Origin of the sequence: Microcoleus sp. OTE_8_concoct_300 (assembly GCF_031383065.1) — a bacterium.
Classification (GTDB): Bacteria; Cyanobacteriota; Cyanobacteriia; order Cyanobacteriales; family Microcoleaceae; genus Microcoleus.
In genome coordinates this window covers 60,259-86,169 of the sequence record NZ_JANMZH010000391.1, presented here as the reverse complement: position 1 = coordinate 86,169, position 25,911 = coordinate 60,259, and the positions used below count along the sequence as shown (strand labels likewise).

Annotated in this window: 24 protein-coding genes; 18 read left to right on the top strand and 6 right to left on the bottom strand. The window is 44.7% G+C overall.

Annotation, left to right across the window (positions count from 1 at the left end; genetic code table 11):
- Positions 1 to 54 precede the first annotated feature (54 nt).
- Positions 55 to 1,272 carry a hypothetical protein gene (locus ACUVJL_RS17845; RefSeq protein ID WP_445247078.1) on the top strand — a complete coding sequence of 406 codons (1,218 nt, stop codon included), beginning with the start codon at positions 55 to 57 and terminating at the stop codon, positions 1,270 to 1,272.
- 276 nt (positions 1,273 to 1,548) lie between these two features.
- Positions 1,549 to 2,124 (top strand): TIGR04376 family protein, encoded by a 576-nt coding sequence (locus ACUVJL_RS17840; protein WP_445247077.1) that lies wholly within the window; start codon positions 1,549 to 1,551, stop codon positions 2,122 to 2,124.
- 513 nt (positions 2,125 to 2,637) lie between these two features.
- On the opposite strand, the gene ACUVJL_RS17835 is transcribed toward ACUVJL_RS17840, so the two are convergent.
- Positions 2,638 to 2,856: a hypothetical protein gene (locus tag ACUVJL_RS17835; protein WP_445247085.1), complete on the bottom strand. Its 219-nt coding sequence runs from the start codon at positions 2,854 to 2,856 to the stop codon at positions 2,638 to 2,640.
- A 263-nt stretch (positions 2,857 to 3,119) separates the two neighbouring features.
- Positions 3,120 to 3,539: a DUF4347 domain-containing protein gene (locus ACUVJL_RS17830; RefSeq protein WP_445247076.1), complete on the bottom strand. Its 420-nt coding sequence runs from the start codon at positions 3,537 to 3,539 to the stop codon at positions 3,120 to 3,122.
- 524 nt (positions 3,540 to 4,063) lie between these two features.
- Between ACUVJL_RS17830 and mtnA the strand changes: the two genes are divergently transcribed.
- From mtnA to ACUVJL_RS17815, 3 genes are all read left to right on the top strand, one after another.
- Complete coding sequence (gene mtnA, locus ACUVJL_RS17825) at positions 4,064 to 5,125, top strand: S-methyl-5-thioribose-1-phosphate isomerase (RefSeq protein WP_445247075.1); 1,062 nt, start codon at positions 4,064 to 4,066, stop codon at positions 5,123 to 5,125.
- 49 nt (positions 5,126 to 5,174) lie between these two features.
- Entirely contained in the window at positions 5,175 to 5,651 is a 477-nt protein-coding gene (locus tag ACUVJL_RS17820; RefSeq protein WP_445247074.1) for a type IV pilin-like G/H family protein, read from the top strand.
- A gap of 140 nt (positions 5,652 to 5,791) precedes the next feature.
- Positions 5,792 to 6,637 carry a sulfurtransferase gene (locus ACUVJL_RS17815; protein WP_445247073.1) on the top strand — a complete coding sequence of 282 codons (846 nt, stop codon included), beginning with the start codon at positions 5,792 to 5,794 and terminating at the stop codon, positions 6,635 to 6,637.
- A 110-nt stretch (positions 6,638 to 6,747) separates the two neighbouring features.
- Here the strand turns inward: ACUVJL_RS17815 and ACUVJL_RS17810 are convergent, their stop codons facing one another.
- Complete coding sequence (locus tag ACUVJL_RS17810) at positions 6,748 to 7,095, bottom strand: hypothetical protein (RefSeq protein ID WP_445247072.1); 348 nt, start codon at positions 7,093 to 7,095, stop codon at positions 6,748 to 6,750.
- A gap of 241 nt (positions 7,096 to 7,336) precedes the next feature.
- On the opposite strand from ACUVJL_RS17810, the gene ACUVJL_RS17805 reads away from it, so the two are divergent.
- Positions 7,337 to 8,296, top strand: coding sequence for a cation diffusion facilitator family transporter (locus tag ACUVJL_RS17805; protein ID WP_445247071.1), 960 nt, complete (start codon positions 7,337 to 7,339; stop codon positions 8,294 to 8,296).
- Positions 8,297 to 8,500: 204 nt separating this feature from the next.
- Here the strand turns inward: ACUVJL_RS17805 and ACUVJL_RS17800 are convergent, their stop codons facing one another.
- Complete coding sequence (locus ACUVJL_RS17800) at positions 8,501 to 9,922, bottom strand: TIGR03985 family CRISPR-associated protein (RefSeq protein WP_445247070.1); 1,422 nt, start codon at positions 9,920 to 9,922, stop codon at positions 8,501 to 8,503.
- A gap of 103 nt (positions 9,923 to 10,025) precedes the next feature.
- On the opposite strand from ACUVJL_RS17800, the gene ACUVJL_RS17795 reads away from it, so the two are divergent.
- The 10 genes from ACUVJL_RS17795 to ACUVJL_RS17750 all read left to right on the top strand — a co-directional run bounded on the left by ACUVJL_RS17795 (position 10,026) and on the right by ACUVJL_RS17750 (position 20,051).
- Complete coding sequence (locus ACUVJL_RS17795) at positions 10,026 to 10,331, top strand: CRISPR-associated protein Csx3 (RefSeq protein WP_445247069.1); 306 nt, start codon at positions 10,026 to 10,028, stop codon at positions 10,329 to 10,331.
- 32 nt (positions 10,332 to 10,363) lie between these two features.
- Positions 10,364 to 12,637 carry a type III-A CRISPR-associated protein Cas10/Csm1 gene (gene cas10 / locus ACUVJL_RS17790; RefSeq protein ID WP_445247068.1) on the top strand — a complete coding sequence of 758 codons (2,274 nt, stop codon included), beginning with the start codon at positions 10,364 to 10,366 and terminating at the stop codon, positions 12,635 to 12,637.
- 7 nt (positions 12,638 to 12,644) lie between these two features.
- On the top strand, positions 12,645 to 13,154 hold the full coding sequence (csm2, locus tag ACUVJL_RS17785) for a type III-A CRISPR-associated protein Csm2 (RefSeq protein ID WP_445247067.1): 510 nt from the start codon (positions 12,645 to 12,647) through the stop codon (positions 13,152 to 13,154).
- A 59-nt stretch (positions 13,155 to 13,213) separates the two neighbouring features.
- Positions 13,214 to 14,203: a type III-A CRISPR-associated RAMP protein Csm3 gene (csm3, locus tag ACUVJL_RS17780; protein ID WP_445247084.1), complete on the top strand. Its 990-nt coding sequence runs from the start codon at positions 13,214 to 13,216 to the stop codon at positions 14,201 to 14,203.
- A complete protein-coding gene (csm4, locus tag ACUVJL_RS17775) occupies positions 14,200 to 15,300 on the top strand; it encodes a type III-A CRISPR-associated RAMP protein Csm4 (RefSeq protein ID WP_445247066.1) in 1,101 nt (366 codons plus the stop codon). Before csm3 ends, csm4 begins: the two co-directional genes overlap by 4 nt.
- Before the next feature lie 5 nt (positions 15,301 to 15,305).
- Positions 15,306 to 16,592, top strand: coding sequence for a type III-A CRISPR-associated RAMP protein Csm5 (gene csm5, locus ACUVJL_RS17770; RefSeq protein WP_445247065.1), 1,287 nt, complete (start codon positions 15,306 to 15,308; stop codon positions 16,590 to 16,592).
- Positions 16,586 to 17,350, top strand: coding sequence for a CRISPR system precrRNA processing endoribonuclease RAMP protein Cas6 (gene cas6 / locus ACUVJL_RS17765; protein WP_445247064.1), 765 nt, complete (start codon positions 16,586 to 16,588; stop codon positions 17,348 to 17,350). The genes csm5 and cas6 overlap by 7 nt, the downstream gene beginning before the upstream one ends.
- Before the next feature lie 11 nt (positions 17,351 to 17,361).
- Positions 17,362 to 18,615 (top strand): TIGR02221 family CRISPR-associated protein, encoded by a 1,254-nt coding sequence (gene csx2, locus ACUVJL_RS17760; protein ID WP_445247063.1) that lies wholly within the window; start codon positions 17,362 to 17,364, stop codon positions 18,613 to 18,615.
- A gap of 113 nt (positions 18,616 to 18,728) precedes the next feature.
- Positions 18,729 to 19,355, top strand: a complete 627-nt coding sequence (locus ACUVJL_RS17755; RefSeq protein WP_445247062.1) for a hypothetical protein — start codon at positions 18,729 to 18,731, stop codon at positions 19,353 to 19,355.
- 69 nt (positions 19,356 to 19,424) lie between these two features.
- The gene (locus ACUVJL_RS17750) at positions 19,425 to 20,051 is read left to right on the top strand and encodes a hypothetical protein (RefSeq protein WP_445247061.1); all 627 of its coding nucleotides are present in this window, start codon (positions 19,425 to 19,427) and stop codon (positions 20,049 to 20,051) included.
- 56 nt (positions 20,052 to 20,107) lie between these two features.
- Here ACUVJL_RS17750 and guaA read toward each other — a convergent pair whose 3' ends face one another.
- Together guaA and cbiD are read right to left on the bottom strand one after the other, a co-directional pair.
- Positions 20,108 to 21,709 (bottom strand): glutamine-hydrolyzing GMP synthase, encoded by a 1,602-nt coding sequence (guaA, locus tag ACUVJL_RS17745; RefSeq protein WP_445247083.1) that lies wholly within the window; start codon positions 21,707 to 21,709, stop codon positions 20,108 to 20,110.
- 347 nt (positions 21,710 to 22,056) lie between these two features.
- On the bottom strand, positions 22,057 to 23,214 hold the full coding sequence (cbiD, locus tag ACUVJL_RS17740) for a cobalt-precorrin-5B (C(1))-methyltransferase CbiD (RefSeq protein ID WP_445247060.1): 1,158 nt from the start codon (positions 23,212 to 23,214) through the stop codon (positions 22,057 to 22,059).
- A 125-nt stretch (positions 23,215 to 23,339) separates the two neighbouring features.
- Between cbiD and ACUVJL_RS17735 the strand changes: the two genes are divergently transcribed.
- Both ACUVJL_RS17735 and ACUVJL_RS17730 read left to right on the top strand, forming a co-directional pair.
- The gene (locus ACUVJL_RS17735; RefSeq protein ID WP_445247059.1) at positions 23,340 to 23,480 is read left to right on the top strand and encodes a hypothetical protein; all 141 of its coding nucleotides are present in this window, start codon (positions 23,340 to 23,342) and stop codon (positions 23,478 to 23,480) included.
- Between the two features lie 886 nt (positions 23,481 to 24,366).
- A complete protein-coding gene (locus tag ACUVJL_RS17730; protein WP_445247058.1) occupies positions 24,367 to 25,800 on the top strand; it encodes an MFS transporter in 1,434 nt (477 codons plus the stop codon).
- The last annotated feature ends 111 nt before the right edge of the window (positions 25,801 to 25,911 follow it).

The following is a 25,911-nucleotide window of genomic DNA, read 5'->3' as shown; positions in this document are numbered from 1 at the left end:
AGTCTGAAGTTGAGAATCTCAGGGTTGTCGAGGAGCGGGAGCAAACAGAAAACTATGCCTCAAAAAGTAATCGCCAAACAGATGTCTTTGGAATCAGCGTCAGATCCGATCGCCGTGAAGGCGACGGTGGAAACAGTGCCAGCCGAAGCAGTGGCAGTAGAGTCCTACGCCGATCAGTTGATGGACGAACTGTTTGAAGGAGTCGATCGAGCATTCGAGGGCAGTGGCGGGCCGCCAGCCGAGCCGATGGCGCCAGAATTCGTGGCGCTCAAGTCGATCTCGGTACCTCAAATAGTTTTGTCACCGCTGGCACCCGAGCCACAGCGAGGCGAAAAAGACGTAGAAGCGATCGCCCGCCAAGTCGCCCTAGAAACAACCAAAAAACAGCAGTCCAAACAATCATTCGACAGAATCCTGCTGGGAGCAGCATGTGGATCGCTGCTGCTAGTCATGGGGTTGTGGCTGGCAAGCAGGTCGGGACTGCTGCGCTTGCCCGCAGCCCCCGCACCCGAGACACCCGCAGCAAGCGGCGTCACAGCACCAGACACCCAGTTTGTCGAATACGTGCAGCGATCGCTAGAAGTGATCGAACAAAAAAAAGCACCCCAGCCCAACCCGCAACTTGCGGGAGTTCCGGGAGTTGCCCCCCCTGGGACGTTGCCGAGCATTTCAATTTCCGGCGCGCCCCCGGCAACCGCAGGTCTTTCGACAGCAGTCAACCGCATCGCTGATGCCCTAGAACAAGCCGGCGCGCAGCCGGGAGCACCTGCACCCCAAGTCGTAGTCCTCCCTCCCCCCGCTCCGGTAGCTGGTGCTCCGGCTGCTCCGGTAGCTGGTGCTCCGGCTGCTCCTCAAACCGCAGCAGTTTCGCCCTCGCCGACGGCCCCAGCCTCCGGTCGTGCGATCGCCGCCGCCGGGAATCGAAGTCCCCTCGCCGCTTCCCCGAACCCCTCGGAGTCTCCCCAGCCAAAGATTTTGGCTCGCGAAACCGAACCGGCACCAGCGCCCTCGGCCCAGCAATCGGCGCCCGCGCCCGAGCAATCCGCACCGGCCGTCAGCAGCGCCCCGACTTCCGCGCACACGCTGGTGGGGATTTTGGAGTTGGGCGATCGATCGGCCGCTTTGTTTGAAGTAGACGGCGTAGCCCGCAGAATTTATGTCGGCGAAAGCATTGGCGCTAGCGGTTGGACCCTGGCCGAAATCAAAAATCAAGAAGCAGTTATCCGCAAGGGAGGAGATGTGCGATCGGTTTTTGTAGGACAAAAGTTCTAATTTAGTCATCAGTCATTAGTCATTAGTCATTAGTTATCAGTCATTAGTTATGAGTTAGGTAATCGGTAATTGGTGATTGGCAAATACGAGGCTGTACCTGACGAGCGTTGAAAACAGTTATAATAATCGACAACTAATGACCAATGACTAATGACCAATGACTAATAACTAATGACTGAGGACTAATGACCAATGACTAATAACTAATGACCGATGACTAATAACTAATGACCAATGACTAATGACCAATGACTAATGACTGAGGACTTATAAAAAATGGGCTTATTTGATGATTTCAGCCGCTTTCTAGAAACCAGATTAGAAGAATTTTTGCGCAGCAATCCCCATCTGGAATTGCAGGCAATAGAAGAACAACTGAAGGAACAAGAAGAAGACACTCTGCGGCTGATTCTCGATATCCAAAAACAAGAGAAACAACTCCAAGCCGAAATTCTCTCGGCCGCCCAAGAAATTCAACGGTGGAACGATCGAATCAACAAAGCCAAAGCAGCTCAAAGGCTCGATTTAGCTCAAGCAGCGCAAGAGCGGCAAGCAGCTCTGCTGCGTCAGGGAAATCAGCGCTGGGGGCAAATGCAAGGCTGCAAAGAACGGATTGAAAAAGCAAAAGAACTGTACCGCCAAATTCAATTGCGTCGTAAAGAAGTCCGAGCAAAAGCAGCAGAAGCAGCAACTCGCACTACCACTAAAACAGAGCAGAATTGGGATACAAAGGGTTGGAATCAGAGTTCCAATTATAACAGTTTCAATGCGGCAGATCCTTTAGAAGAAAAGTTTCAACGCTGGGAAGCAGACGAAGAACTCGATCGCATGAAGCGCAATATAGGCCGATAGTTCCGAAAGCATCCCAATCCTTTAGGGACGAGTTTACCCAAAACTCGAATTCCCCGTGCAAATATTCGTAAACCCCCCAGACTCCCAGGTATGGCGAGCGATCGCTCAGAGTTGATATAAATACCATCCTAAAATTGTAGGGACAATTAATCAATCGTCCCTAAGCTGTCGCGCATTTAAATTGTATATTCAGGGCGGGCGGGACGCCCACCCCACAAGACTTTGATCTTTTTTGACATACAATTTAAATGCCGCAACAGCTTACAACATTTTAACCTAATTAATTAGTTCGATCGCACTACAGGAGAGCAAAATCTGTGGCAGTAATCACGCTTGCAGGCACATTGCTGAGAGTTGCCAAAAGTTGACCGGAACCAGTAATATCAATTCCGGTTACACCGGAATGATGTTGACTGTTGACTGTTGACTGTTGACTGTGAATCGAACAACTGAAAATTGCGCCGAGATCGGTGGCGACTTGTAAAAATCATTCCTGAATTGCCCTCTAATTTATCATTCCGATGCAGCCGGAAACGATATAACTCGGATCAGAGTAGAATTATTCTCGGCAACAATGCTCAGTTGCGAGAAATTCAGACCACCCATTAAGCCGCTCGAATCGAGACCGTATTGAAAGTCTAAAATAGTCTCGCTGCCGAGGTCTTGACCCAACATAAATCGATCGTTCCCGGTATCCCCAATCAGAGTATCATTTCCCTCATCTCCAAACAGCCAATCATATCATGTCCGGTCGAGCGACCGCGATTTTTGTAGGGGAGGGTTCGCCAACAATACCTGCCAATAATTGACCATCTCAAAAACCCGCCCCGACCGGGATATTATGGTTAATCGATCAGACATGATATCATCCCCAGCACCGCCGAGCAAACTGTCCTCATCCTTGCCGTCGTAAACAGTAATAATATCACCAGGATTTGCAGTATTTTGCGTCCAACCCGGTTGATGTACTTTCCGAAGTTGATAAGTTTCCGGCCCTAAATCAGCGAAACTATAGCCGCCAAAACTATCAGTTGAAGTGTTAACTTGCTCAGCTTTTGTACAAAAGGTTCTCCTTTTTTCCCTGCTGCTACGTTGCCACCGTATAGCCGAACTTCCAATCTATTTTTAATTGAGTTGACAGATGACGAAAACCACCGTTTCAAACTGTCGCGATATGTTTCTAAATGGTCGGAATTCAGGGTAGTTTGCCCTAGCTGCAAGCTTCCCGATTCCCCGTTAGAAATAATGTGGATGCTTTCTATACTTTTGCGGCTCTGCAGTGCTTCGGCAATTTGTTCGATGCCGTCCCCCGCCCGATCAACTAAAATTACCTCTGTACCCCCTTTAACACCGACCGCCAGACTTTGCCAATCTTCAACTGCTGAATCTACGAAGACTATTTGTTGGTTTTTCATAATTACCTTTCCCTCATGCACCTAAGTAGGTTTCCAAAATGTTGTTGCCGTGCGATGAGCGCCCGAACTTCCAGCCACAAATACGGCTACCACAAAACCGGCCTTCAACTCAGTTAAAGTTGTACAGACAAAGCTTTACAATTATCTATTTTTGTGATTTTTAGAAATTTGTGGAACCTGGAAAATTGCTCGATCGCACTTTTTTATTCTCTACTTAAAAAACCATACCCCAGGTAGAGCTAGCTTCCGATTCCCGAAATCTTTCAAAAAATATCAAAATAATTTACACAACTTAATGTTCTGTTTTTTACTAAGTACAGTTTTGTGAAAAAGAATCCAACTCTGCGTCAGTTCCAAACCCAGAGAGTGGTAGGAATGCAGCAATTATTCAATCTCAAATCTGAAATCTCAAATCTCAAACCGCAGGACTGGGATTTTGGCAAATTCAGCGTATCGCTCATAACATAGAGGAATAGTCGCCTTCATGGCATCATAGAAACTTGTCCCTCACATAATTGAAATCGATGACCGCTCAAAACTCTTCCGTTTCCCCCGTCACTTGGCAAGAAGACCGAGTTCTGCTAATTGACCAAAACCGACTGCCGAAAGAATACGGTGTAGTCGAAATTAGCCGCTGCGAAGATATGGCTGAGGCGATTAAAACTATGATAGTCCGAGGTGCTCCGGCGATCGGGGTAGCAGCAGCCTACGGGATGTATTTGGGGGCGCGAGAAATCGAAACGGGCGATCGTACCGAATTTCTCGCTAAATTAGAACAAGTTGGCGAGTTATTGCGTTCCACTCGTCCCACGGCGGTTAATTTGTTTTGGGCAATATCGCGAATGCTCAAAACTGCCGAGAGAACTAGCGGTTCTGTCGAACAAGTGCAAAAAACTTTGTTAGAAATGGCTAAAACCATTCAAGCAGAAGACTTGCAAACTTGTAAAGATATCGGCGACAAAGGTTTAGAAGTTCTGCCAGCTACACCCGAAAAATTGAACTTACTCACTCACTGCAATGCCGGTGCGTTGGCAACAGCAGGCTACGGTACTGCCTTAGGTGTATTTCGTTCTGCTTGGCGAGAAGGAAGACTCGGAAGAGTTTTTGCGGACGAAACTCGGCCCCGTCTCCAAGGTGCAAAACTAACCACTTGGGAATGCGTGCAAGAAGGAATTCCCGTCACATTAATAGCCGACAATATGGCCGCTCACTGCATGAAACTCGGCATGATTCACGCAGTAGTTGTCGGTGCAGACAGAATCGCTGCTAACGGCGACGCCGCCAATAAAATTGGCACTTACAGTTTAGCAATTGTTGCCAAAGCTCACAACGTCCCGTTTTTTGTCGCCGCGCCTCTGTCAACAATTGATTTTGAACTTTCCGACGGCAGCAAAATCCCCATTGAAGAACGCGATCCAGTTGAAATGTATCAAGTTGGAACTACGCGAATTTGTCCTGTGGGAGTCGAATTTTACAATCCCGCTTTTGACGTAACTCCGGCGGAATTAATCTCAGGAATTATTACAGAACACGGCACGGTTGCTCCTTGGGCGTTGCAACAGTTTCAGGCAAAACAATTAGTTTAATTGTATGTTGCTCAACCGCTCATTCCACCTGTTATCGGTGAAATTAAGCATGATTCCTAGCAGCCGCAACTGGCAGCTCAAAGTTGCGATCGCAGCTCTAACTCTGCCAGTTGTTTTCAGTCCAGTCTCGGAGGCTCAAGAGTCACAAACGCTTAAAGCTAAGGAATCAGAAGCCAAACAATTTGTGGGTTCGATGAATAAAGCTCAGCAAGTTTACTATGCTGAAAAAGCAGGCTTTACAAGTTCTGTTTCCAATCTATTGGTTTATCTAGGTCTCCAAATTAAACCTGACGCAGCCAATTACAGCTACTCGATCGGCATGGTCAACAAAGCTGCTGTATTTAACTACGGAGTATCGAAGCAAGCTAATCTCAAAAGTTTTGTGGGGGGAGTTTTTTTGGTGGGAAACAAGCCCCAAACAATCTTGTGTCTAAATGCTGCTCCTGGCAAGATTAAACCACCTAATCCAACTAATACCAAAGGGGTTTTAAAATGCGCTGCTGGTACAGTAAAAATTGCTCAATAAATCATGTCTAATTTACTGTGTATAGCGGTTCTCAGGAAAGTAAGGTACTCTTCCAATGCCCAATGCCCTGTTTGGCCAATGCCCTGTTTGGCCAATGCCCTGTTTGGCCAAGAACACCTCATGTTACTGAGAAACGCTATATGTATAATTGGGCAAATAATTGGATAGTAAGCGCCGATTTAGCTAAGCAATTACTGTCAGGGGGCGCGACTCTGCTCGATGCTCGTCAACCTGTTTTAAAGTGGTTTTGCCGTCTCCCACCAGCTATTCCCGTAACTTGGCAGGAATTTTCTCAATCGCACTTTCCCCAAAAGAGAAAAATTATCGAAAATAACACAGTTTTAACTCAAAAACTGCAAGCAATTGGCATTTGTCAAGACAAACCTGTCATAGTCGTTGCCGATTCGGTGAAAGGGTGGGGCGAAGACGGACGAATTGTTTGGATGTTGCGGACTTTGGGCCACGAAAAAGCCGTTTTTGTCGATGGAGGATATCGGGCTTTAATCAAAGCTGGAATTAATCGAGTAAAAGCTGCAAACAATCCATCGAAAACAGGAGATTTTGTACTATCTCGCCGCTCGACTTGGGAAATTCAGCGGGATGAATTGAAAGCTATTTTAGGAGATGATAATTTAGTAGTTATTGACGCCAGAGAGCCGCGAGAATATGCAGGTAAAACGCCTTACGGAGAAACGCGGGGCGGCCACATTCCCGGTGCGGTTCACCTCTATTACAAACAGTTAATGGACAAACAGGGAAAACTGCTGAATCGCGGGGAAATTGTCGCTATTTTGCAGCAAAAAGGAGTTTCGCCGTCAACTCAAATTGTGAGTTATTGCTCCGGGGGAATTCGCTCTGCATGGTTGACTTGTGTCTTGACAAATGTGGGATTTAATGCTAAGAATTATGCAGGTTCAATGTGGGAATGGTCGGCGTCGCCGGCAGATAGTTATCCCCTTTCAATAAGCCTTTCAGGGGCCGGCTAGAAGCCCAACCCCTACTCCCCACAATAAAATTAACTCTTTGTGAAGCCGGAAAGCCTGTTCTTCTTCAAGAAGTCGGGAATCTAAAACAAGAGCGTTTCAGGTTGAGAATCTCAACCGACTTGTTCGATATACTGAGCGAGATCGTCGCGCAGGCGGCTGAGTTCGGCTTCGGTGGTCACGCGCACGCGATCGTCCCTAACCGTAATCAGCACTTTCGCAGCAAAAGGAGTTGGCCAGATATTCGGATTGCAGAAAACTTCCAAAAATACATCTCCTGCATACCGATATTCCATAGGTTTCTGGGGAGAAGCTTTGCCGCCAGCAGTTTTGGCGGCTACAGCTTTCAAGCTGTCCATCAAAGCGGCGATCGCGCTTTGCAAATCCCGCGCGGCTTGCGGGGAAAAGCTAAAGGAGACAGAACCTTCGACTAAATTCAGTGTCAGCGGAGAAAGAGACATGGGCAATGAAATTTAACATACAATTGTTAATGATAAAAGATATAGTAACCCAAAAGAAGTACATTCCTGCTCACTTGGACTGCGAGAATGCTATTAATTAAAATTAATCTCAAGAAGCTCGGCTAAATTAATGAATATAAATCTAGTCGCAAGCTAGATTCCGCAAGAGTTTTAACCTGTTATGACTTGATAAGCTTTAAACTAGAAACCAGAAAAATTGACGGTAGATCGAGGAGAGTTTATGGTTGCCGATAACCGTTCCGAAGTCCGCAAGGTTTTAATAATTACCTTATTGCTAAATTTGCTGGTGATGGCAATTAAAGCAGCCGTGGGATGGCTGACTGGTTCCCTGAGTTTGCTGGCGGATGCTTTGCACAGTGTCACGGACAGCGCTAATAATATTTTAGGATTGGTAACTAATCATTATGCCAATCCGCAGCCCGATCGCGATCATCCCTACGGACACCAAAAATTTGATGCTCTCGGAGCTCTGGGAATTGCTGCTTTTCTGGGAATTGCCTGTTTTGAAATTCTCAGCGGTGCTGTCGAAAGGCTGATTAAGGGGGGTAAAGTTGTCAAAATATCCCCAAATGAACTGTGGATTTTGCTGATTGTACTGGGGATTAATATTTTTGTTACTTTTTACGAGCGCAGAGTTGGCAAACGTCTCGGTAGCGCCATTTTAGTGGCTGACGCTCAGCACACGATGAGCGATGTTTGGGTGACAATTATGGTAATCGGCGGGTTGATTGGTGTTTGGCAAGGGCAGGTTTGGAATATACCTCAACTGCAATTCCTGGATGTGTTTTTGTCTTTTCCTGTGGCTGTTTTGGTATTTAGCAGCGGTTGGAAGGTTTTAACAGAAAATTTGCCTTGGTTGGTGGATGAAATGGCGATCGCACCGGAAGTTATTCACGCGATCGCGATCGATGTACCGGGGGTTGTCAACTGTCACTCGATCGCCTCCCGTGGCGTTGTAGGGCGTCAAGTATTTATTGATATGCACATGATTGTGGATGCTGTCGATGTAGAAACAGCTCACGGGATTACAGAAGAAGTAGAAGCCCGTTTGGAACAACGTTTCAGCCCTGTACGCATCTTAATTCACGTTGAGCCGCCGGCTTACGAGTCCGACCAAATTAGCTACGATTCAGGAGAGAAGGAAGAAGGAAAGAGGAAGCAGGAAGGAGGAAAAAAGTAGGGTGTATGCCCAGCAAACAGCAGCTTGAGGGATGAAGGAGGAAAGCGGTTTTTGCGATCGCAATTCCTCCAATTTTTTAAATGCTATCAATGGAATTAAAGCGATCGCACTTAATTTATTGCTAGTTTTCCACAGGAAAAGGGGGGTTTTCCACAGAAATCGGCAAGTTTTCCACAATAGCTTTGATAATTATCGAGCAAAAGACTATTGGTACAAGTTCCGAGTTTTTTGGATTTCTACGGCCATTTTCTGTCGCAAGTCCCAAGGTAGCAGAATTTCGACTTCTGAACCTAAAGCGCGCAACCACCTCAGCGGGTAGTAGTCTGTCTCTCGGTAAGTGACTTGGTAGTAAGCATCGTTGGTTGGGCGAGACTGGAGGATTTGTAAAAGTGCCGATCGGTGTTCTGGGTTGGGAGTGTATTGTGTGATTAATGTGGCGGCGCGATCGGTATCTATGGCGGTACAGGTATGGTGAATGCTGATTCCCTGCATATAACTTTGATGAAAAGTGCGATCGAACCGCAATACCATCACCGCAGTTTCTTTATAAAAATCGCAGCCCCAAGCTTCCTTTAACATATCGTTAACTGTTTTGGGAGTTGGCAGCTTATTTTCCTGATATTTTTCCCTGAGTAATTGGGGAACCCGAGAATCTTGCCAATCCAAGGATTCTAGACGTTTTGAAATTATGCGATCGAGCCGATATTTGTACCAATTAATTTCACTTCTGGGGGTGCTGCCGTAGGCACACAAATATTTAGCTCGATCCATAAAGTAAATACAAACAGGATAAACAACGCACTCTTTAATCTGATTTTGATGAGCGCTGCGATAAGTTAATAGCAAAGGAGCGATATTTTGAGAATCCCACATTTCCTGCAATTCGCTCTGAAATTGATCGACAGCATCTTGCATGGGACTAGATTCGGGTACGAGATAATCAACGTACAAAAAGACACGGTGATTATCTTCATCAACTACCTCTTCTGAAAATTGGTCTGCTAATAAAGGCAAACTTGGGTCGAGAAAACTAAACATCCCCAAAGTAGCAGCGAGATAAGCCTGTGTTTTTGGAGTCAAATTGCTGTCTGTATTGGGGTTTTCTGTTTGACTGGAAAGTGGCGGTATTTGTTCAACTCGGCGGTAGTTTTTACTTCTACCCGTCACGCTGGTTAACCGTTGCAGCAAATTCCGACTTACCAAGAAATCGAAGTCATTTTGCAGCGATTTTCGCACCTGAGCGAATAACTTTTCTGCTAAGAGCTTGTCTAAATCAGCATCGGCAATAGCTATTTGTTTTTGCAAAGAATGCCGCCACTCGTTTACAGATACATTCCATTTTGTCAACCACTGTTGTGTTGTTTTGTTGCAAGCACAATTCGGGTCTGAATAGTTAAGAATATCTTCCTGCTTTTCATCTTTGTAATTTTTGCCAAAGAAAGATTCGCGCCAATCAGCATAGGTAAAGGGATTGCTAAGGGCAATATATCCCTCGTCGCTGTACAGCCAACTTACCAAAACCCATAACCTGATGGCGCGGGTGAGATTTTGCATTTGGTCGAGAGTTCCGTTGGCGAAATCCTCTAGGAGTCTGGGGTGTGGCGGATTGCGAAATGTTGGGTTCATGGTGGGTTGAGGGATTTAAATTGTGTTTTATAGCGTAAGGGCGATCGGAAGGGGGTGTTTCCGATAGTATGCAATAATCCGGGAGATCAAGTGGGAAGAGCTGATGACTACTTACAAGATTGAACTTCAGGGTGAAGTGTTAAAAATTGGATTTGGAGAAGCTGCTCAAAACGACCAAATTGTGCGAGATGCGACGGCTCGTTTGGCAGAAATGAGCAATTCTGGGGAATTGTCGGGAGGGCGGCTAATTAAAATTAATGGGCCGGCATCTGTACCTGTAGCTTGTGTTTTGGTTCACAAAGTTTCTCATCTTTACGGTGCAGTTGGAGTTTTCGATCCCAAATTGGGAAAATATGTAATTGCTATTACTCACAATCCTGAGTATAATTTGGGTGACTTAGTTGATTGATAGTTCGCTAGGTAATTGAGGAAGTTTTAGATATGACATCACAAGAAGTTGCTCTCCAAGTTATGCAGCAAGCTATCTGCGCTTTAGCAGGTTGGGCTGAGGCGAAATTACCCGATGGATGTCAGTTTTTAACTGAAAATCCAGCCGTGACTAAAGCGAAAGGATTATTGTCATGGCACGAGGATACGCACATAAGTTACTTGGAGTTGCTATTTGATGCTGTCAAGTTGTCAGAGGATAACGAACGAAATCAGCAACACTATTGTCCGGCAGTGGCTATTCATGCTAGCGATGATTCTTACCCATCAATTCCTTATCCATTAACAGAACCTCCCGATTTAGAAGAATATAAAAAAAATCTCAAAAGAGACTTAGAAAATCTTCGGAAACAAGACTGGCCAAACTTATCACTGCTAACTCTGATTTTAGAGAAGTTCGGTTCTTGTCTCAGCTTTGGCGAGCGGAATATTGCTTTGATAGATATGGCGCGATCGACTGCGGCTGTTGCTTGTGCTTTGGTTGACAATCCTGATGCAACTGCGATCGGTTTAATCGCCGGGGATTTATCAGGAATTCAAAAGTTTATTTACACCATTGCTTCTGACGGTGCGCTGAAATCTCTCCGCGCTAGAAGTTTTTATCTGGAATTAGTCACCGAAGAAATGGTTCAGCAGCTTCTGGAAGAATTAAAGTTACCCCGTACTAATGTCATTTATGCGGGTGGCGGTAATTTATATTTGCTGGCCTCAAACGATACAAAAAAGGTTCAAGCTGCTTTAGGTACGATTCAAGAGCGATTTAATAAGTGGCTAAAAAATACCTTTCAAGGTAAACTGTTTTTAGCGCTCGATTATTTACGTGTGCCAACTACAGCTCTAAAAACTAAAGAATTTGCCGATCTCTGGACACAAGTAACCAAGAACCTCGCCAAGCAGAAACTCCGCAAGTTTGAAGGTCACATTCATGACTTTATCCAGCCCAAACCGAGTCATGAACCTTGCCGAGTTTGCAATCGCGATGATTTGCAAAGTCTCAAAATTTTAAATCGCTTTGAGCCTGATTCGTCTCGTGCTTGTTGGATGTGTCGCACTATGTTTGAGCTGGGCGATGAATTGTTTTATATTCAGGCAATAGTGCGCTCTAAGCGATCGAATATTAAAGGCGGAGTCCAAAGGATTTATTTGCCAAATTTTTATTACTACTTTTTTCAGGAAGGCGAACTAGCCTTACAAGTAGCTAAAGATGATGAAACAGTCTTGCTCGTTAACAATTGGGACTTAAAAAAATATCACAAAAATAATACTGTACCGTTGTTATTGGGAAACTATGCTCAGCGAAACGAAGAAAAATCGGGTTTTATCCGAGCAGGTGAAATGGCAGAGAAAGCCAAGGAAGCAGGAGCGATTCCTAGAGTTGGTTACTTGCGGATGGATGTAGATAGACTGGGGCGGATTTTTGCTGAGGGTTTGGGTGAAAATCAAACTTTACCAAGATTGGCTGGACTTTCTCGCCAAATGAGTTACTTCTTTAAAGTCTATCTTAATAGTTTGGCAAAAAACCGCAAGGAGAATTTACTAGAAACTCGAAACAGTGTTAAAATCTTAGATAAGGCAAAATGTTTAACCGAGGGCGCTCGCCCAAATCTTCTGTTCATTTACGCGGGTGGCGACGATCTATTTGTCAGCGGTGCATGGAATGAGATAGTTGAATTTGCCTTTGACGTTTACCAGTGTTTCCGAGCTTATACCGGAAAAAATCCAGATATTACATTATCTGGGGGAATTAGCATTGATAGTGCTAAATTTCCTCTCTATCAAGCGGCTAAAACATCGGGCGAAGCAGAAGAAGCTGCCAAAGGTAATGGTCGCGATAGTTTGGGTTTGTTTGGAGGTAAGTTTAAATGGGATGAATGGTTGGGAATTCAAGAAAACTTGGCTGTTATAGACGAGGAGATTAGAAACTACTTAAGTCCCGAATTTAAACCGGATCTGTGGGGAATATTTCCCCTCGTCGAGCAACTGAAAAATCTAGATATTAATTACTCCCGAACTTTTATTCGCAACCTGTTGATGACTGCTGAAGCTCAAGAAAATATGCTGGCAAAAATTCAGGATAAATCGGCAGAGCAACAAAGAGAAATTCGTTACTACTTACATTTGCCTAAAATCGTTTATACTCTGGCGCGACTTCCCAGTCAAGTCAGAGACAATGAGAATTTTGCCCCAGTGCGAACTTCTCTGAAAAATCCGTATAACGCGCCTTATTTTAGGGCGATCGCAACTTGGCTTGAACTACTAAACCGCTAATATCAAAATGCCTGAACCACCTAAAAAAGTCAATTCTCTAAATCTCCATAATCCTGCAAATATACAGGAAAAACAACAACTACACACCTCGGCCGACAAGACGGTTATGTCCACTGAACCGCCTTTAGAGATTACGAAAAGGATAGTCAAAACAATTACTGGATTAGAAAGTTTAAAAACTTATCCGATTCGTGACTTGGTTAAACAGGCCGAGGAGTTTGGTCCTTATTTGAAGCAGCAACGATTAGAAACTAATCAGGTTCGCAAGTTCCTTGACGCTGTGAACAAGATGAAAGTCACTTTGGCTCAAACAAATGACTTTTCCAAAATAGAAACTGAAGTAGTTCTCCTCAAACCAAAACTAGCCTACGCCGCAGCCAGACAAAAAGCTGCAAAACCCATGAGTGATGTGATGTCACCGGCGATCGACAAAGTACGCAGCACCGAAGATTTTGAGCGTCTCGTTCAACTGATTGAATCAATTATTGCTTATCACAAAGCAGAAGGTGGAAAATAGCTATGCCTGTATCTCTTACACAAAAACCTTTACTCGGTAAAGTTCGCATTACCAGTACGCTGAATGTAGAAACCGGATTACACATTGGCGGAGGAGGAGAAAGCCTGGATATCGGAGGACTGGATAAACCTGTAATTCGCGACCCTTTAACTCAGCATCCTTATTTACCTGGCTCGTCAATTAAAGGCAAACTGCGTTCAATTTTAGAACGATTGGAAAACAAGCCCGTGAATAGACCTGGTGGAAGCGGTACTTATCGCTACGAAAGCGATGATTTAGTAGATGGATTTACAGAAGTTAAACAGGGAAAGGAAAAACCACCTCTGCTAATTTTTTACGACGGCGCTCAAAATTGCAAAGTCTGTCGCGTTTTTGGATCTACGGGGGTAGATTGTTGGGTTAAAACTGATGCCGTTGAGGCAGAGCAATTAGAAGCCGTAAAAGACCGTTCCCAGCGAAGGATTGCTAAAGCTAATGATGGCAGTAGATTGGGGAGTTTTGTAGAGGAAAGGGAAGGAGAACTTGGAGAATTATACACAAAAGTTAAAGGACGGAATGCCACAGCACGTTTGATTGTTCGGGACTGTCATTTACAGAGGGAATCTGCGGAAAAACTTGAGAGGGTAAATACCGGACTCTACATGACAGAGTGGAAGTTTGAAAACGGTATCGATCGCATTACAGCAGCAGCCAATCCCAGACAAGTAGAAAGGGTTCCTGCTGGGTCAAAATTTCAGTTTGAACTGATCTACACGGTTGAAGATGCTTCTCAAGCTATTGAGGATTTGCAGAATCTGGCGATCGCACTTGCATTATTAGAAGATGATGCTCTCGGCGGACACGGTTCTCGCGGCTATGGCAAAGTCAAATTTGCGGATTTTCAGTTTTCTTTTCGCAGTTTAAATCAATACCGTCAGATAGCCAGCGGAGAAGCAGGTTTGCCCCCAATTCAACCCGTGGCTAATACAAAAGCACTTCTCGAAAACTTCGGCCGCTTCCGCGATGAAATTCAGCAGCGATTGCTGCCAGGAAATGGGGGCGAAGCATGAATAACTGGAGATTAGTTAAACTCAATTTTGGCAACTCTCCCGCTCATTTTGGGGAATTGGGAATTGGGATGGAGGAGACGAGCGATCGCGTGCGTTCTGACACTCTATTTAGTGCTTGGATTAGTGCTTGCGCTCGATTGTTTAAGAAGGATGACTTTGAGAAAGTATTGCAGCGGTTTCTCAACCCGCAGCCATCCGTAACGATGAGTTCGACGTTTGTCTATCGCCATCACGGCGATCGCGATATTTACTATTTGCCGCGTCCTTTAAAGTTTCCCGCTAACTACCCTGCTGGTGACGGAGACTTAGAATTTTTTAAGGCTTACAAAAAGATTAATTATCTGCCTTTAGAAGTGTGGCATAAATGGTATCAGGGAGAAGGATTTACCAGTGAGGACAGACAAGAACTAATTAAGGAGACTAACAAGAAAAAATCTGATGGCTTTTTGCACGCACAGGGAACTTTTAGCTATAAAGAAGCTTTTAAAATCGGTCAAGAACCAAAAATAGCAGTAGACCGCGTTACCAGAGCAACCAACTTTTATCATACAGGTTTTGTGCAATTCCAATGGGAGCAAAATGGTAACGAGATCAAAAGTCGATCGGGTTTGTACTTCCTGCTCAACTTTTCTCAGAAGGACGAAACCTTAGAAAATCAACTCTATGCTGCTTTACAACTGCTTGGTGAAGAAGGAATAGGAGGCGAACGCAGCAGCGGTGCAGGACACTTTGAGGTTGAATGGTTGTCCTTACCTGAATTTTGGCAAAAAGTCGTGGATTTCAAGGCAAGTCATTACAGTCTAATGAGTTTATTCTGGGATGATGATTTGTCAGCCCTAAAGCATTTGATAACCGAAGATAAAGATGTTTGCTATGAAACTATAGAGCGAGGAGGTTGGATTTCAGGGCAACAGTTGCGCCGCCAAATGCTGCGAATGTTTGTGGAAGGTTCGGTTTTTTCGTCGCCGCCGTTAGGAAAAATTGCTGACGTTACACCTCATCAATTAATAGATAAACAAACTAAGAAACCTAAAAATCATCCGATCTACCGCAGCGGCATTAGTTTAAGTCTTCCTATCAAAGTCAAGAGTGAATAAATATCATGACTGCTACTTCTCACCTTGCCATCAAAAAACCTGAAGCTTCCGAATCAAAGCGGATTCAGCTAACAAGTCCTATTTTACATATCGGCTCAGAAGTCTCGCGCTTGAATCCTTTTGAATATGTCCAGACATCTAAAAGGGTTTATCTCCCAGATCGGGAAGCTTTAGCAAAAGTGCTGTATCAAGGGGGTCGATTGGACGATTATATTCGTACTATTGAAGAGCGCAAAAATATTACTAAATTGCTTGAAGATGTCTTGGGCGATCAATGGTGGAATGCTACAGGTGAAAATGGCGATCGCATTTTTCCTGAAATTGCTGTCAGTCATAAATGGGCTGAAAATTCGGTGACAGATTTGCGTCCGATGATTCGTAACGGCATGGGACAATTGTATGTTCCCGGTTCGTCGATTAAAGGGGCAATTAGAACTGCGATAGCCTACCAGCTCCTCAAACATGAAAACAAATATCAACTACCAGAATCTGCCAGCCTTAGTGTCATAGAAATCAAATTACGAGAAAAACTTGGTAGAGGGGAACTCGCAAATAAACACAAACAAAAATTTTTAGATGATGAACTATTCATGGATAGTTTATTCACTGATTTTGCTCTATCATATCAAGGGCGATCGGTCAAAAGCAAAATTGGGCCTAACACGGACTTCATGCGAGCCATTAAAGTCACCGATTCTCAGCCTTTGCTAGAATTCAAAAAAGTCACTAAGCAAGGAAAGAATGTATTTTTTAACTTACCTATAGTTGCTGAAGTCATTGTCTCCAGCCGCTTTCCAGATTATAACGCCAAATATCGCGCTTCCATTTATGCGGAAATGGTTCGCAACGTGCAGACTGAATTCACCCTGAGTCTGGATACAGAAATGCTGCAATGGTTCAGTCACAAGGAAGGCATGAAAATACCGTTTAAAAATCTGGATGAACTCCTGAAAATTTGTCAAGAGTTTGCTCAAGAGCAATGGGATGCTGAACACGATTATTGGGAGGATATCAAAAATAATCGCCACCAAGGTAAAGACTTAAATTTCAGCTATATTCAGGAACTATACGAACCGACTGAGTGCCCTTATAGCTTAAGGGTTGGTTGGGCAAGCGGAATGTTGGGGACTACGGTTAGTTTATGTCTTGATGAGAAATTGGTAGCCGAAATCCGTGATACTTGCGGAATCAAAGCACCGGGTTTTGAAGCACCCAAATCGCGGCGGACTGTTGTAGATCATAAGGGCGATATCAAATATGTACCTGGATGGGTAAAGTTTAAGCCATGCTAATTCGTTCTACCTGGACATTAACTGTATCCGAACCCGCTGTTTTGCCGCGCGCTTACCATTTAGAATTGGTGAAGGAGTTGCATCGCCGATTAGACTTAGAAGTCGGGAGTGAGGCTGTACCTTCTGTAAGTTTTTCAGGAATTCAGGGTTTTTACCAAGTTTCAAAAGATTTTCAGACGTTTACACCAGATGAGTTTTATACCTTGTCTTTGTCAGGCTTGCAGGAAAATGCTGCAAAAGCGATCGCCTCCCTGAATCTCTCACCATCTCTCGAATTTCTAGGTGCTAAATTTGATATAATTAATCGAGAAGATGAAATCACCAGCTACGAACAACTTTACACCGAACTTGTAGCCAATGAACCCGAACCCGTCCGCCGCTTCGACCTTAAATTTACAACTCCGACTGCTTTCGCACAAGGTTCGACGCACTTAGCTTTACCCATTCCCAATCAGATGTTTCGCAGTTGGTTAGAAAGGTGGAATCACTTTGCTCCTGTTTATTTGGGGAGTGATGAATTAATCGCTTATTTGAGTCAGGCTGTTTTATTAAAACACCACAAAATTCAAACGCGATCGCACCAGTTGCCGAGAGGATATGTAAACGGGTTTGTCGGTCAAGTAACGCTGCAAATTCCTTACCGCACTGATTCCTTGCTGGCTAATGTAGCGAATCTGCTCGTTCAATACAGTCAGTATTCAGGTACGGGAATTAAAACCCGTTTGGGAATGGGTCAAACACTTGTCAAACTAGATTAAAGAGATTACCAATGATTCAAACAAAAATTATTACATTTTTAGGTAAATATCCAAGAGAAACTATTTATAGCCATAGAGATCGCACCTACAATGGTCAAGTATTTGCTGAAGCACTGCACCAGTTTTGTGAATATGACACTATGTTAGTGTGCGTCACAGAAGAAGCAAAAGCAACTACTTGGCCTCTATTAGAAGCACTAGGAGATGCGCGTATTAAGCCGATTGATATCCCAACTGGTAGAACTACAGAGGAAATGTGGGAAACTTTTAAAATCATCACTCAATATGTTGATGAAGACGATCGCGTAATTTTTGATATTACTCACGGACTCCGATCGCTTCCTTTTCTAGTCTTCTTATTCGCTGCTTACCTCAAAGCGGCGAAAAACGTAACAATTGCAGCTATTTACTATGGTGCTCCTGAATTAAGCGACAGCAAAAATAACGTACCAGCGCCTGTCATTGACTTATCTGAATTTGTGTCAATGATTGATTGGATTACAGCCACTAATCAATTTGTCAAAATAGGAGACGGACGAGAACTAGCTAAGTTACTTAAAAGTGCTATACCATCAAATTCTGAACTAAGCGAAATTCCATCTAGCAGACCAATTAGAGACAATCTTAAAAAGTCGGTTGAAGCTATTGAGAATATCTCTCTAGCTTTAAGTGTAACTAGACCAATTGAGACGATGCAATCGGCTACTGAGTTAGAACAAATTCTCAAGGAAGCTGCACCAAGTTTGGCCGATAGAGCTAAACCATTTTCACTTTTATCAGACAAGGTAGTTGAACAGTACGGACAATTTGCTCTCCAAAATCCTAAAGATGAAGCAGCATTGAGCCAGAATCTGCGGCTACAATTGCAGATGATTAAATGGTACATTGACCGAGATCAATTAGTACAAGCAGTTACTTTAGCGCGTGAGTGGTTGGTTTCTATCTTAGCGCTGCGATTTGGTGAACCCATGTTCGATCATTCAAAAGGTCGCAAGTATGTAGAAGCTGCTCTAAATAATGCAGTTGAAAAGAATAAACGTAATCCTCGCCCTCCTCTTGATAGCCGTTGCAATGAAAAGTTTGCAACTTTGCCACAAGCAGATGAACTTGCTAGTATCTGGAGTCAAATGGCAGAGTTGCGTAATGATATTGCTCATTGTGGCATGAATAATCAACCTCAAACTGCTGATAGTATTAAGAAAAAAGTTCTATCACTATCTCTTAAATTCGAGACAATTAGCAAGGAACTATTGCCAGATAAATAGACTGCAGAATAATTTTTTTTTTAGGCGATCGCCCTTCCCACCAAAACCGATCGCCCTTTACCCATGCTAAAATTAGCTCAATAAAATACGCCACCTAAATTTAGGAGTTTGTTATGCCATTCAGCGCTTACAAAACTGTCGATGCCGTTGTTAAAGAATTTCAGATCACCTATACCCAATCTAACTTTATTATTGAAACTGAATTCCCTATACCCGATTACTTCCGAGAAGACCTAGAAATCGTCATGCAAGACGGTGCAGCAGACTGTTCTGAATTTGCCATTTGCGAAAATCTGATTTACCCAGTTTTAAAGGAAGTTTGGAAGCACTATCGCCGAAAATTTATATTGTGGAGTCACAAGTCTTTAACCTATGACGAAAAGCTTTCAGGATTTCCCGAGTATATATTAGCGAAAAAGTCTTCGTTAGGAAATGTTGTGTTTGATCAACCTTACTTTTTGTTAATTGAAGCAAAACAGGATAATTTTGAGGCAGGATGGGCGCAGTGTATTGCTGAAATGATGGCGGCACAGCGGCTGAATGAAAATGCACAGCAAGAAGTATTTGGAATTGTATCAAATGGCGATCGCTGGCAGTTAGGCAAACTCAAATCTAATGTTTTTACTCGCAATCAAACGTTTTATACAATTCAAGAATTAGATAAACTTTTTGCCGCGATCAATTACGTGTTTCAACAGTGCGAATTGCTGCTGGATGCTGAAATTGCCCATCGCAATTAAACACGATCGCCCTTTACCCATGCTAAAATCAGCTCAATAAAATACGCAACCTAAATCTGGTAAGCGATTATGCCCTTCAGTGCTTATAAAACCATCAGTTCAGTCCTCAAAGAATTTCAGATTACCTACACCGAATCTAATTTTATAGTAGAAACAGAGTTTCATGTCTCTGACTACTTTCGAGAAGATTTGGAATTTACAATGCGAGAGGGAGTGGTTGACAATTCTGAATTTGCCATTTGCGAAAATTTGATTTATCCAGTGCTCAAAGAAGTTTGGAAGCGCTATTATAGCGGATTTGTTTTGTGGAGCCATCAATCTCTCACCTACGATCACTATCTTTCTGGGTTTCCTGAATATATTTTGGCTAAACGTTCTTCATTAGGAAAAGTTGTTTTTGAACAACCTTACTTTCTGTTAGTAGAAGCGAAACAAGATAACTTTGAAAATGGATGGGCTCAGTGTTTAGCTGAAATGATTGCAGCACAGCGACTGAATGAAAACTCAGAGCAAGAAGTATTTGGAATTGTCTCGAATGGGGGAGTATGGCAGTTTGGCAAGCTGAAGTCAAATAGTTTTACTAAAAATAAACAGTCTTACTTGATTGATGACCTAAATCGACTATTTGCCACTATTAATTACGTATTTCAACAGTGCGAACTGCTCCTAAATGCTGAAATGCGCGATCGCAATTAAATAGTCGGTGCAGACGGACAAAAGTATTGTCCGCCTACTCGATCGCTAACTACCCATCACTCCCACTCGATCGTACCCGGCGGCTTAGAAGTAATATCGTAAACCACCCGGTTCACCCCCTTAACCTCATTCACAATCCGGTTCGAGATCAGTTCCAACAAATCGTAAGGAACCCGCGCCCAATCAGCCGTCATCCCGTCTTCACTCTTAATAAACCGCAGAACGATCGGGTAAGCATAAGTGCGCTGATCGCCCATCACCCCTACACTGCGAATCGGTAGCAAAACTGCAAAAGCTTGCCAAAGTTCACCGTACAATCCGTGGCGGTTAATTTCTTGGCGAACCACGAAGTCAGCATCTCGCAAAATATTTAGTCTCTCTGCGGTAACTTCTCCTATAATCCGAATCGCCAATCCCGGGCCGGGGAAAGGTTGTCGGTTCACGATTTCTTCCGGTAGCCCGATCGACCGGCCGACTTTTCGCACCTCATCCTTAAACAGTTTTCGCAGCGGTTCAATCAGCTTAAATCGCAAATCTTTCGGCAAACCCCCCACGTTGTGGTGGCTTTTAATTTTAACAGCAACTCGATCGCCACTTTTCGGGTCTACATTAGTGTCAGCCGACTCAATCACATCCGGATAAAGAGTACCTTGTGCCAGGTAGTCGAAGGGGCCCAGACGCTTCGATTCTTCTTCAAATACATTGATAAACTCGTGACCAATCCGCTTACGTTTTACTTCCGGATCGGTAATCCCTTCAAGTTGAGCTAAAAAGCGTTCGCGAGCATTAACATACTCAACGTCAATGTGGAATTGCTCTTTAAATAATTTTACCAACCGTTCTGGCTCATACTTCCGCATAAACCCTTGGTCGATAAACATACAGGTAAGTTGGTCGCCGATCGCCTTGTGCAGCAAAAAAGCCAAAGTAGAAGAATCTACACCGCCCGATAGAGCCAGCAAAACTCGTTTCTCTCCCACTTGCTCTCGAATTTCGCGAATCGATTGCTCCACAAAAGTAGCAGTCGTCCAAGTCGGTTCGCACTCGCAAATGTGGTAAACAAAATTGCGAATTAAAGCTATTCCCCCGATCGAGTGAACTACTTCTGGGTGAAACTGAACGCCGTACAAATTTTTCTCGTGGTTAGCCACAGCAGCAGACGGAGTATTGTCCGTGTGAGCCAGGATCTCAAAACCCGGTGGCAGGTCTGTACAGGAGTCTCCGTGGCTCATCCACATCGTGCTGCCCTCTTCGACATTTGTCAGCAAATCCGTAGGATCGTCAATAAATAGCGATGCCTTACCGTATTCCGCTAATTTAGCTCGCTCAACCTTACCTCCGAGCTGCTTTACCATCAACTGCATCCCGTAACACACTCCCAACACCGGTATTCCCAAATTCCAAATTTCTGGGTCGCAGTGGGGTGCTTTTTCATCGTATACAGAACTCGGGCCTCCTGAAAGAATAATTCCTTTAGGATTGATAGCTCTTAACTGTTCTGCCGTAGTGCGGTAAGAAATAACTTCTGAATATACTTGAGTTTCGCGAATGCGGCGAGCAATCAGTTCGGAATATTGCGAACCGAAGTCGAGAATCACGATGATCTGGCGATCTATCTGCCCCAGAAAAGAGTTTGGGAGGACTGATTCAGTTTTTATTTGAGTAGTCACGGTTATTGCGTAATTGCTAATTGCTAATTGGGTCGAACGTAGCGGAGATATCTGTCGCGGTCTCAGTACAAGACTGAGGAAGGCAAGTAATTATTAGTCGCTAGGAATAAATCTTATTTATACTAGATTGCTGTCAGCGATGTTAGCCGATTAATCGGGCACAGGGCAAGCATAGATTTACTTCGAGCCTTACCCTAATTAATTGAACTCTTGCGTCAGAAATTGCGTCCCAAAGCAACCTAGTATAATTAAGGTCTAGGGACTAAGAATTATTATTTGTTAAATATTATCCCTGATTGATGTTTTAAACAGAATTCAGGGATATTCACACTAGATTAACAAATTTGGGTCAAAAGTGTATCTCCCATATCACTTTTAACAATAATTTTGCGATCGCGCCCGAACATCACCGAGCCCACGGGGATGCGCAGGTTAGTGTGAGTAAAAATGCAATCCGATGAGCGCAAGTCTATTTGTCGGGCGATGTCGCCGTAAATTCGATCGACCCAATTGCTCCCAGTTTGAGCGTCCAAAGCCCGCAGTTGCCCGAGAGCGTCTTCGGCTGTCGCGGCGGCAAAAATTGCGGAACACGCATCCGCGGGCATTCGGGCCTTAGCACAGTAAGCTGTGAGAATTTCCCTGCGCCCGTCCGCCAGGTGGTGGTGAGTGTGAAAAATTCCCGCCGCCAATTTCATCAGTTTCCCGTGATAGCCAAACAGCAAAATTGACTGCACGCCCTGACATCCGGCTTCTACCAGCAGCGGGCCGAGCCAGTTAGCGGTTTTCACCAGCCTAGAGGGATTAATCCCCAGTTGTCGCGCCAAATCCAGGCCGTTTTCGCCGATGCAGAAAACCAAACAGTCAAACAGTTGGGCTTTTTCTTGCAGTTGTTCGCGGTAAACTTCCAACTGTCCCGGCGCGCTCAGGGGTTGAGAAATGCCAGTTGTACCCAGCAGCGAAAGTCCTTCTACCACGCCGAAAGCTTCGTTAGAAGTGCGGGTGGCTAGTTGGCGCCCTGACGGCAGAATCACGGTGACAGTAATTTTTTCAGACGGTGCGAGTTCTCGGCTCAGATTCGATCGCAGCAGCCGCATTGCGTAATCATAAATCGCCGCTCCTCCACCGACTGTGTGACGCCCTATACCTTCACCGCCGAGAATCACAATCTGCTCGGACTCTCCCCCATTCTCGGACTCTCGGACGCTTTCCCCATCGGACCCTCTCCCCAATTCCACCATTGCCCAAACGGGGGTATTGCGAGTCAGATCGAGGTTGTCCCCCGGATCTGAGCGAGTCACGCCTAAAGCCGTACCAGTCTTGAGTACAGACGCCTGCTCGATCGGAATTTCTGCCGTTATTTGCGGTTCCAGTAAATTTACTGATACGCTCTCTAGAGACTGAATACCCTCACGCAAGCACCGCAAAGCTGCAAGTGCGGCCGCACAGGCAAATACTGGCAATGTATACCCCGATAAAGGTTGAGTTTTGCTCACGATCAAATGCAGAAATACTTAAATTTGCTGGCGATCGACATCACGCCTTAGCACTGATACCCCTCAAACATTTAAGTTTAATTCTAGGGTTTGCTATTATCATCAGTTAGCCTAAATTTTGTCAAGTGATAATTTTGTCCTGCCAGTTGCCGATCGCAGCCACACTTTTGTTGAGGTGCGTTAGCGGAGCCCTCGTAGAGGATCGCCAACAACCCACTCCGAAGGCTTACGGGCCGGTGCGGGCGATTTTCACAATATTTAGCTAGCCGTAAAGGTCTGAGAGCCGACTCGAGGATCTGGCGCGAAATTTGTTTTGGCCCTTGGGGGGACTTGTTTGAGGCCGAACTCGAGCAATTTTTGGCCGGCGAAATGCTGCGATCGCTTCCTTGTTAAGCCCTAAAACCTACTTTTTTACAACTGGCAAATTTATCAAGGAAATTGGGTCTAAAACCCTGTCATTCTAGGACGGCTTTAATTTCTTAAATCCCTTCCTAAAAGTCAGGAAATTTCTAGTATACTAGAGTTGTCAAGGTTAGACTCCTGCGCCCGAAGTGCATAAAAACACTTAACGACACACTTTCAGGCGTAAACCGGGGGACAAAGAGCGGCGAAAACTCTCTAAACAGCTAGGGGCTTAACACAGTTCCTTTAACCAGAGAAACAAACTATTTAGTGTTGTTAAGTAGGGTAGGGCATACCCCAACTCTAGGTAAATATCCTAGTACGCTTTTGGAGATAGACCCTCTGGGGTTGCTGTGAGTTGAACTCGTCAATTCGTATTTTGTACGGTTGAAAGGTTTAAGAAGTGCCGAAAGGACATAGCGCTTAAAGGTCAGTCGATGAATTAAGAATCCCTACGCCTTTAGGCTGGGGAGTGTCAAATCTCCCAAGCGGTTGATGTCCCAGCGATCGCTTGCCACCTATATTTATAACAATTACCCGGAAGTGCCAGTCTAGCTTTCAAGCTCACACCTTGAAGGCGGGGCTGGTTTTATCTTAACAGGCTAGCTCAGGAATTTTTCCCAGAAAGATTAATTTTTTTTGCCACCGGCGCGTGAAAAATAATTTAATGGCCAGCCAGCCTCAAACCTTTACAAAACCTGGATTTGGCAATTATTTAATCTACGATCTCAAACATAAAATCCTATAACTATGGTTGAACCAGTTGCACAGTTAAATGAACCTCTATCTCTTCAGACTCCAGAAATACTAGACAAGAAAATATCTCAGCTCGTTCTATCTCCAAAAACCGATCTCAAAATTTCTAAACAAGACGTTCGATCGACCCTGAAAGCCTCAACTTTAGACGGCATTTTTTCCACTATCTTCGAGTCGGCGACCGGGGGCGTGCTGCTGAGCAACTTCTTGCTGCAACTCGGCGCCAGCAGCGTGGAAATAGGTATATTCTCGGCTATTCCGATGGTGGTAAATCTCCTGCAACCATTAGGAGCATACCTCGCAGACCGCACAACCAGCCGCTACTGGTACAACCAAGGGATATTCGGCGTGTCCCGGCTGCTGTGGCTGGTGTTCGCGGTGGCAATTGTTTGGGGTTCCCAGCACGCAGACCCCCACCAACTGCTGCAATGGACGCTGGTAACAGTCTTAGCAGCTAGCGGGCTGGGAGCTTTTGGCAGTTCTAACTGGTTCAGTTGGATGGCAGCCGTGGTTCCTCACCGCCTGCGGGGACGCTATTTTGGCTTTCGCAACAGTGCTACGAGCTTAATTAGTTTGCTGGGAGTGCCGTCGATGGGATGGTCCGTGTCAACTTGGGGCGCCGATCCACTTTTGGGTTACGGTATTGTTTTATTGGTGGGTGTTTTGGCGGGAATGATTAGTTTGGGGTGTCAATACTTCATGGTGGATGTGAATCCGCAGCTATACAAAAAAGATGCAGAGAACGATCGACTTTCAGACAAAAAAGAAAAGCAGATAACAGATTTTGTGCCTTTGGCGCTGAAAGATTCTAATTTCTTAATGTTTATTCTTTACTTTAGTGTGTGGACATTTGCAGTTAATCTCAGCGCGCCTTTTTTTAATATCTACCTGCTGAAAAATTTAAGCTTGGATGTGAGTTTGGTAACGATTTACAGCAGCTTGAGTTCCGGGGCAAATCTACTGCTGCTGATGTTTTGGGGCAAGTTGGCCGATCGCTGGGGAAATCGCCCCCTGCTAATTGCTGTTGGGCTGGTGGTGGCCGTAACGCCTTTGCTGTGGTTGGGTACGGGCAATTACCCGTTTGCGGTGTGGGTGTGGCTGCCACTGCTGCACTTGCTGGGGGGAACGACTTTAGGGGCGATCGGGCTGTGTACTAACAATATTCAAATGGAGATAGCCTCGATCAAGCAACCCTCGACTTATTTTGCGATCGCCGCTGCTGTTTCGGGAGTAGCTGGGGCTTTGGGAACTACCGCCGGCGGCTTTGTTGCCGAACTTCCGGGCATGAGTTTGGGGGCACTGTTTGCCCTCTCGGCTGCTGTGCGGCTATTCGGCTTGCTGCCTTTGATTTTGGTGCGAGAACCCCGCAGCTTCTCGCTGCGAGCGATCGTCCCCACTTTTGGACGTTTCAAATTTAACCGGGGCTAGGAAATTTTCGCACAAATTTACCGATCGAGAAACCAGAAAAGCCCACTGATTATTAAAAAATTCCAGAACATAGCATCCCAGCTTAAAGTGACTTAAACAAATTTTAACCGC

Bases quoted from the DNA above. Each gene is read 5' to 3' on its own strand.
- ACUVJL_RS17845 (WP_445247078.1), top strand. From the start codon at position 55: ATGCCTCAAAAAGTAATCGCCAAACAGATGTCTTTGGAATCAGCGTCA.
- ACUVJL_RS17840 (WP_445247077.1), top strand. From the start codon at position 1,549: ATGGGCTTATTTGATGATTTCAGCCGCTTTCTAGAAACCAGATTAGAA.
- ACUVJL_RS17830 (WP_445247076.1), bottom strand. From the start codon at position 3,539: ATGAAAAACCAACAAATAGTCTTCGTAGATTCAGCAGTTGAAGATTGG.
- mtnA (WP_445247075.1), top strand. From the start codon at position 4,064: ATGACCGCTCAAAACTCTTCCGTTTCCCCCGTCACTTGGCAAGAAGAC.
- ACUVJL_RS17820 (WP_445247074.1), top strand. From the start codon at position 5,175: ATGATTCCTAGCAGCCGCAACTGGCAGCTCAAAGTTGCGATCGCAGCT.
- ACUVJL_RS17815 (WP_445247073.1), top strand. From the start codon at position 5,792: ATGTATAATTGGGCAAATAATTGGATAGTAAGCGCCGATTTAGCTAAG.
- ACUVJL_RS17810 (WP_445247072.1), bottom strand. From the start codon at position 7,095: ATGTCTCTTTCTCCGCTGACACTGAATTTAGTCGAAGGTTCTGTCTCC.
- ACUVJL_RS17805 (WP_445247071.1), top strand. From the start codon at position 7,337: ATGGTTGCCGATAACCGTTCCGAAGTCCGCAAGGTTTTAATAATTACC.
- ACUVJL_RS17800 (WP_445247070.1), bottom strand. From the start codon at position 9,922: ATGAACCCAACATTTCGCAATCCGCCACACCCCAGACTCCTAGAGGAT.
- ACUVJL_RS17795 (WP_445247069.1), top strand. From the start codon at position 10,026: ATGACTACTTACAAGATTGAACTTCAGGGTGAAGTGTTAAAAATTGGA.
- cas10 (WP_445247068.1), top strand. From the start codon at position 10,364: ATGACATCACAAGAAGTTGCTCTCCAAGTTATGCAGCAAGCTATCTGC.
- csm2 (WP_445247067.1), top strand. From the start codon at position 12,645: ATGCCTGAACCACCTAAAAAAGTCAATTCTCTAAATCTCCATAATCCT.
- csm4 (WP_445247066.1), top strand. From the start codon at position 14,200: ATGAATAACTGGAGATTAGTTAAACTCAATTTTGGCAACTCTCCCGCT.
- csm5 (WP_445247065.1), top strand. From the start codon at position 15,306: ATGACTGCTACTTCTCACCTTGCCATCAAAAAACCTGAAGCTTCCGAA.
- cas6 (WP_445247064.1), top strand. From the start codon at position 16,586: ATGCTAATTCGTTCTACCTGGACATTAACTGTATCCGAACCCGCTGTT.
- csx2 (WP_445247063.1), top strand. From the start codon at position 17,362: ATGATTCAAACAAAAATTATTACATTTTTAGGTAAATATCCAAGAGAA.
- ACUVJL_RS17755 (WP_445247062.1), top strand. From the start codon at position 18,729: ATGCCATTCAGCGCTTACAAAACTGTCGATGCCGTTGTTAAAGAATTT.
- ACUVJL_RS17750 (WP_445247061.1), top strand. From the start codon at position 19,425: ATGCCCTTCAGTGCTTATAAAACCATCAGTTCAGTCCTCAAAGAATTT.
- ACUVJL_RS17730 (WP_445247058.1), top strand. From the start codon at position 24,367: ATGGTTGAACCAGTTGCACAGTTAAATGAACCTCTATCTCTTCAGACT.